A 5,109-nucleotide genomic window follows, 5' to 3' on the forward strand; every position below is an offset into this window, starting at 1 on the left:
ATGGGAAGCTTAGAAGCGATGCGCGAAGGATCTGCTGCACGCTACGGTCACAAAACAACTGATCTAAAAGGTAAAAGTACCGCTGAAGGCATCGAAGCTTTAAAAGAAGTATCCGGTTCACTACGAGAAATATTAGAAAACTTGGCTGGTGGAATTCGTGCAGGACTTGGATATTTAGGTGCAGATGATCTGACCGAACTCTCAGAAAACGCCAGGTTTATTCGGGTGACTCCTGCAGGTCAACGAGAGTCTGCTCCTCATGATGTCGTAGAAATCAAACGTTCCGACCTCAAGCGTTCCTAACTAATTTATTTTTTATCATGGCTGACATGGATCAATCGTTTGTATCTTCTTTGGTTTCAGTAACCGGAATTAGTATGGGAGACGAAGGCAAAGGCCGGGTAGTCCATGAAATCCTCGAACACGAAAAGAAAAGTCTTGGCAGACCAGCTGCTGGAGTCATGAAGGTAAACGGGGGAGCGAATGCAGGGCACACTGCAGCTGGACTTAAGCTCAACTTACTTCCCTCCGGCGTCGGGGATCCTGAGGTGGAAACTTTACTGATTGGATCAGGTGTGGTCGCGGACCCTCGCAAATTTCTCTGGGAAGCAATGCCACTAGAAGCCCGCGGGCTTAAGGTGATCAATCGTTTGCTTATTGATCAAAGATGTCAGGTAAGTGATTTGAGTCACCGACTCCTTGATTTGGCTTGGGAAAACTACCGGGTTAATCAATTAGGTATGGAAAGTCGGGGATCTACTGGCCGAGGGATAAGCCCGGCCTACGGAGACGAAACCGGACAATGGCAAATTTTTTATCAAAGCTTCCTGGGAAATAAGGACTCTTTCGCCCAGGCCCTAAGAGAACGTTGCCAACGGGCTTTGGACACCATTCAATGGGTATGCAAAGTAAATGAGGCAGACTGGCATGATTTTTTCAAAACACTTACCTCTGCCGAGACAAGGGCAAATCAAGCATCCCTCGATGAGGAGATTTTTTCAGTCGATGAATTTGACTTTCAACGGTTCAAAGGAAACGAACCGTTCTCGCTCAACCTAGACGAATTGATCGAGGTTTATTGGGAAGCAGGAAACAAACTTAAAGCCTGTGTAGGGGATGGCCGTGACTTCCTTCTTGGTGCTGCTCAGGAAAAGCGCCTGGTAGTGGCCGAGTTCGGGCAGGCTTACTGGCTGGACAAAAGACACGGATTCACCCCAAATGTAACCGCATCCCATACCACCAGTTCTGAGCTCTTTCATTCTGGAGGCATCCCGGTGCAACCCATTAACCAGGTTGGCTGTTGTAAAGCATATGATACTAAGGTTGGAACACACCACTTTCTAACCCAAATGGATCATCTGTCCGACCCATGGGGACAGAAACTGGCGAAATTAGAATTTGGAACCTCTACAGGCAGACAACGTATGGTCGGTTGGTTTGATGCTGTCGAAAAAGGTAATGCATTGAGGTATGGAGGCTTTGATCAGATTGTTATCAATAAACTTGATGCCCTTACCCTTGATAGTTCCGTTCCTTCTGAACTAAAGATTTGCACGGCCTACCAACTGGCTGACGGTCAACTAACTCGGGCTGTACCAAGGGATGAAAATTCAAGAAAAAGCCTCAAGCCGGTCTATAAAACAATAGCTGGATGGAATGAGAACCTTAAAGGCATGAAGTCATTCGAACAACTGCCCGCCCAAGCAAAGGAATACATTTCCGAAATGCTTGCCGCTATCATCGAGGTCGCCTACCCCAATGGTTGGTCAGACATAGCACTTCCTAAAATTCGTTTTATTGGCATTGGACCTGACCCTGGAGAAATTATCTCAGACCTTCCCACAACCCGCCAATTATTGGAATCCGTCTCTTCAGAGCCATTGCCGGTCGCTTCGTGACATCTTCCCCTGCCCGACTAAACGATTTTCGCCAAAAAATATCATGGCGTGAGATCGAACAGTCCGAGTGTTTTTGGAAACGCCTATTAGCAGGATGCGTGGAGGAAGATCTCGACATGCCAATTGCTTCGCAGGCATGGAAAGGTGACCTAACATCGTCTCTTTGCTCACTGAAAGGAAATGGAGCTGCTGAATTAGTAGCTCGCGAACCTCTTGTTCTTTGCGGGATTCAACTGCCTAATATTCTTTTCGATACATTTTCTTGTCATAATCTTGAATTCTCTACTAAAGGGAAAGATGGTGAAAGCTACCAAGCAGGAAACAGTCTAGGCACCCTCAGGGGTTCAATCCCGCAACTTTTGGCGGTTGAAAGAACCCTGCTTAATTTCATGCAGCGTTTGTCTGGAGTTGCAACCTATGCGGCAGAATTTGTAATGGTTACGCAGCCTGAAAAAGTTGGCCTGCTTGACACACGCAAAACAACCCCGGGCCTACGAATTTTAGAAAAGTATGCCACTGCCTGTGGAGGTTCTTTCAATCATAGGATGGGACTGTTTGATCGGGCTCTTATTAAAGACAATCACCTTGCCGCTGCTGGAATTAAAGACCCGAACTCTTTGGTCAATTTTCTTCGAGAAGTCAGGAAACAGGCGAAGGAAAAATTAATTGAACTGGAAATCGATCATTTGGAACAGCTTGAATATGCAATCCTGGGAGGTGTAGATGCGGTATTACTCGATAATTTCACGCCCCAAGAAGTTGCCCAAGCAGTAGAGATTAATCAAAACCGAGTTGTACTCGAAGCAAGTGGATGTATAAACCGCGGAAATCTCCACGAATACGCCAAGGCTAAACCTCATTTCATTTCCACGGGTGCTCCGGTTCATTCAGCCAAGTGGGTAGACATTGGATTAGACTGGATTAACTAAATGGCCAAGTACCCAAAAGGAATTAAAAAAACTTACACCCCTAAGTTGAAACAAGGTCGTGTGCGAAAACGAGAGAATCCAGATGTTTATGTTTTGCGCTGCCTGTTGCAAGCTTCCCCGCATTATGTTTCTGGCAACCATCTCGCCGAAAAGTTAAAGATGTCAAGGGTGGGTGTTTGGGCACATGTAGATAAACTGCGCAAAGCTGGTCTATCTATTGAAGCTAGCCAAAATCGTGGCTACCGCCTTGCAGGGGAGCCAGACTTATTGGTTTCACCCTTATTGGAAGCTTGGTTAAAGGAATGCAAGACGGATTGCCCCTTTTACCTTTTGCAAAAAACCGATAGCACAAACTCAGAAGCGGAAAGACTATTAGCCCAGGGAACCGAAGCTCCTTTTGCCGTACTTAGTCACCAACAAGATTCAGGACGTGGAAGAATGGGCAGAACTTGGCATAGTCCGAAAGGTGGAAACCTCTACCTGAGCATAGCACTCAGGCCTAATGTGGAGTTAGTCAAATTTCGCAACTTTACTCTATGGCAGGGAATATCCATTGGGAAATACCTTAAAGACCTTACTGGGATTCAAAACCTGCTCGTTAAATGGCCAAATGACCTGATCTGTGACAATAAAAAATTGGGAGGCATGCTTACCGAAGCCTCAATCGATTGTGATCAGGTAAGATCAATGGTTTTCGGCCTTGGTCTAAATGTAAACTCCAAGCTCGGAGATTTCCCCACAGACCTTCGTGATTCTTCGACCTCCTTACTCGCAGCAAGCGGAATAAGTTGGAGGCTCCATGAATTAGCAGCCAAGCTTATAAAGACCTGTCTCGTAACAAGTAAAGAATGTTTGGGCAAAGATGCTGATACTAAACTTCTAAAAGAGTGGAAAGAAATGGATTACCTAAAGGGTAAAAAAATTAAAGTTCAAAGTGGCAAGGAAACTTACACTGGTCGGGCTGATGGAATTGATCATTCAGGTGGCTTACGCCTGAAATTACGAAATGGCAGAGACCGAGTTGCTCATGCTGGTGAGGTTTCATTACTTTTATGAGCGATTTAAATGAACCTATCCTCTGCCTTGATCTGGGAAATACAACTTGCAAGATTGGGGTTTGGAAAAATGGTAAAATTAGCAAAGAACGGATAATTCCTACTCAAACTTTTGTTGATTCAGAGCAACCATGGCTAAAGGAATGGTCACAGAAAGACGGTATTGCTTATTGTTCGGTTGTCCCTAACGCAGAATCGTCGCTACTGAAAGCTCTTGTATCAAGAAAGCTTACTCCTTACAGCCTAACAGCTCGCACCCAATCAATTCTCCCCATTGGATATCCTAACCCTGAAGAGATTGGTGCCGATCGGATTGCCAACGCCATCTCAGTTTATCAAAATTTTGATTTACCAGCGGTGGTCATTGACTTAGGTACTGCCACAACCTTTGATGTAGTTACGGCAAACGGAGGCTATGAGGGTGGAGTAATTATACCTGGACCTCAGGGAATGCTCGATTTCTTAGGAAACAATACCGCGTTATTGCCCACTCTTAGGCTTCCTCCTAACGAAACCCTCGTTGACCCAATTGGAAAAAGCACATGTGGTGCAATACAAAGTGGCTTAAGTTTCGGCTATCCGGCAATGCTACAGGGTATCCTCAATGCACTTGAAGAGCAATTGGAGGAGAAACATGGAAAAATCAAATCGTTAATTCAAACAGGTGGTGAGTCCAATCACTTTCAAATTCATGGGAGCTCGATTTATCCATACCTTACTTTGGAAGGACTTGGCTTGGCGTTCGCCAACCAACAAGTTTAAGGTGTTACCAATATAACATGAGTGCCGAATCAAAACCCTTGCCAATCGTAGATGTAATCAATCTACGCAAACGCTACGGCTTGGTTCAGGCTCTTAAGGGTATAAGTTTTTCCATCGGCAAAGGAGAAATCGTTGGATTCCTAGGTCCTAACGGAGCAGGAAAAAGTACAACTCTTCGAATACTTTCAGGTCTAATTCCTGCAGACTCCGGTGAGGCAAAGGTTTGCGAGGTATAAGTTTTTCTATCGGCAAAGGAGAAATCGTTGGATTCCTAGGTCCTAACGGAGCAGGAAAAAGTACAACCCTTCGAATACTTTCAGGTCTAATTCCTGCAGACTCCGGTGAGGCAAAGGTTTGCGGAGTTGACCTCGCGGAAGAGGAAGGAGAGGTTCGTAAACACATTGGTTTCCTCGCTGAAAACAATCCATTACCAGAAGAACTGAGGGTTATTGAATACCTTAATTT

7 protein-coding genes are annotated in these 5,109 nt (G+C 45.3%); all 7 read left to right on the forward strand.

The genetic code is table 11. The features are described from left to right. Positions 1-303: IMP dehydrogenase (locus ACKPQ4_RS03030; RefSeq protein WP_407679735.1), on the forward strand; the 303-nt coding region annotated here is incomplete at its 5' end. A 17-nt stretch (positions 304-320) separates the two neighbouring features. Continuing rightward, positions 321-1,898: an adenylosuccinate synthetase gene (locus tag ACKPQ4_RS03035; RefSeq protein ID WP_407679736.1), complete on the forward strand. Its 1,578-nt coding sequence runs from the start codon at positions 321-323 to the stop codon at positions 1,896-1,898. Beyond that, on the forward strand, positions 1,895-2,827 hold the full coding sequence (gene nadC, locus ACKPQ4_RS03040) for a carboxylating nicotinate-nucleotide diphosphorylase (protein WP_407679737.1): 933 nt from the start codon (positions 1,895-1,897) through the stop codon (positions 2,825-2,827). The genes ACKPQ4_RS03035 and nadC overlap by 4 nt, the downstream gene beginning before the upstream one ends. Further along, positions 2,828-3,883, forward strand: coding sequence for a biotin--[acetyl-CoA-carboxylase] ligase (locus ACKPQ4_RS03045; protein ID WP_407679738.1), 1,056 nt, complete (start codon positions 2,828-2,830; stop codon positions 3,881-3,883). Next, on the forward strand, positions 3,880-4,644 hold the full coding sequence (locus ACKPQ4_RS03050; protein ID WP_407679739.1) for a type III pantothenate kinase: 765 nt from the start codon (positions 3,880-3,882) through the stop codon (positions 4,642-4,644). Before ACKPQ4_RS03045 ends, ACKPQ4_RS03050 begins: the two co-directional genes overlap by 4 nt. Before the next feature lie 17 nt (positions 4,645-4,661). Beyond that, complete coding sequence (locus ACKPQ4_RS03055) at positions 4,662-4,880, forward strand: ATP-binding cassette domain-containing protein (RefSeq protein ID WP_407679740.1); 219 nt, start codon at positions 4,662-4,664, stop codon at positions 4,878-4,880. Beyond that, the coding region (locus ACKPQ4_RS03060; RefSeq protein ID WP_407679741.1) for an ATP-binding cassette domain-containing protein at positions 4,868-5,109 on the forward strand (242 nt) is incomplete at its 3' end. The genes ACKPQ4_RS03055 and ACKPQ4_RS03060, both read left to right, overlap by 13 nt.

It is taken from the genome of Candidatus Chordibacter forsetii (assembly GCF_964187505.1).
Classification (GTDB): domain Bacteria; phylum Verrucomicrobiota; class Verrucomicrobiia; order Opitutales; family Seribacteraceae; genus Chordibacter; species Chordibacter forsetii.

Coding starts and splice junctions, on each gene's coding strand:
- ACKPQ4_RS03035 (WP_407679736.1), top strand. CDS start 321: ATGGCTGACATGGATCAATCGTTTGTATCTTCTTTGGTTTCAGTAACC.
- ACKPQ4_RS03045 (WP_407679738.1), top strand. CDS start 2,828: ATGGCCAAGTACCCAAAAGGAATTAAAAAAACTTACACCCCTAAGTTG.
- ACKPQ4_RS03050 (WP_407679739.1), top strand. CDS start 3,880: ATGAGCGATTTAAATGAACCTATCCTCTGCCTTGATCTGGGAAATACA.
- ACKPQ4_RS03055 (WP_407679740.1), top strand. CDS start 4,662: ATGAGTGCCGAATCAAAACCCTTGCCAATCGTAGATGTAATCAATCTA.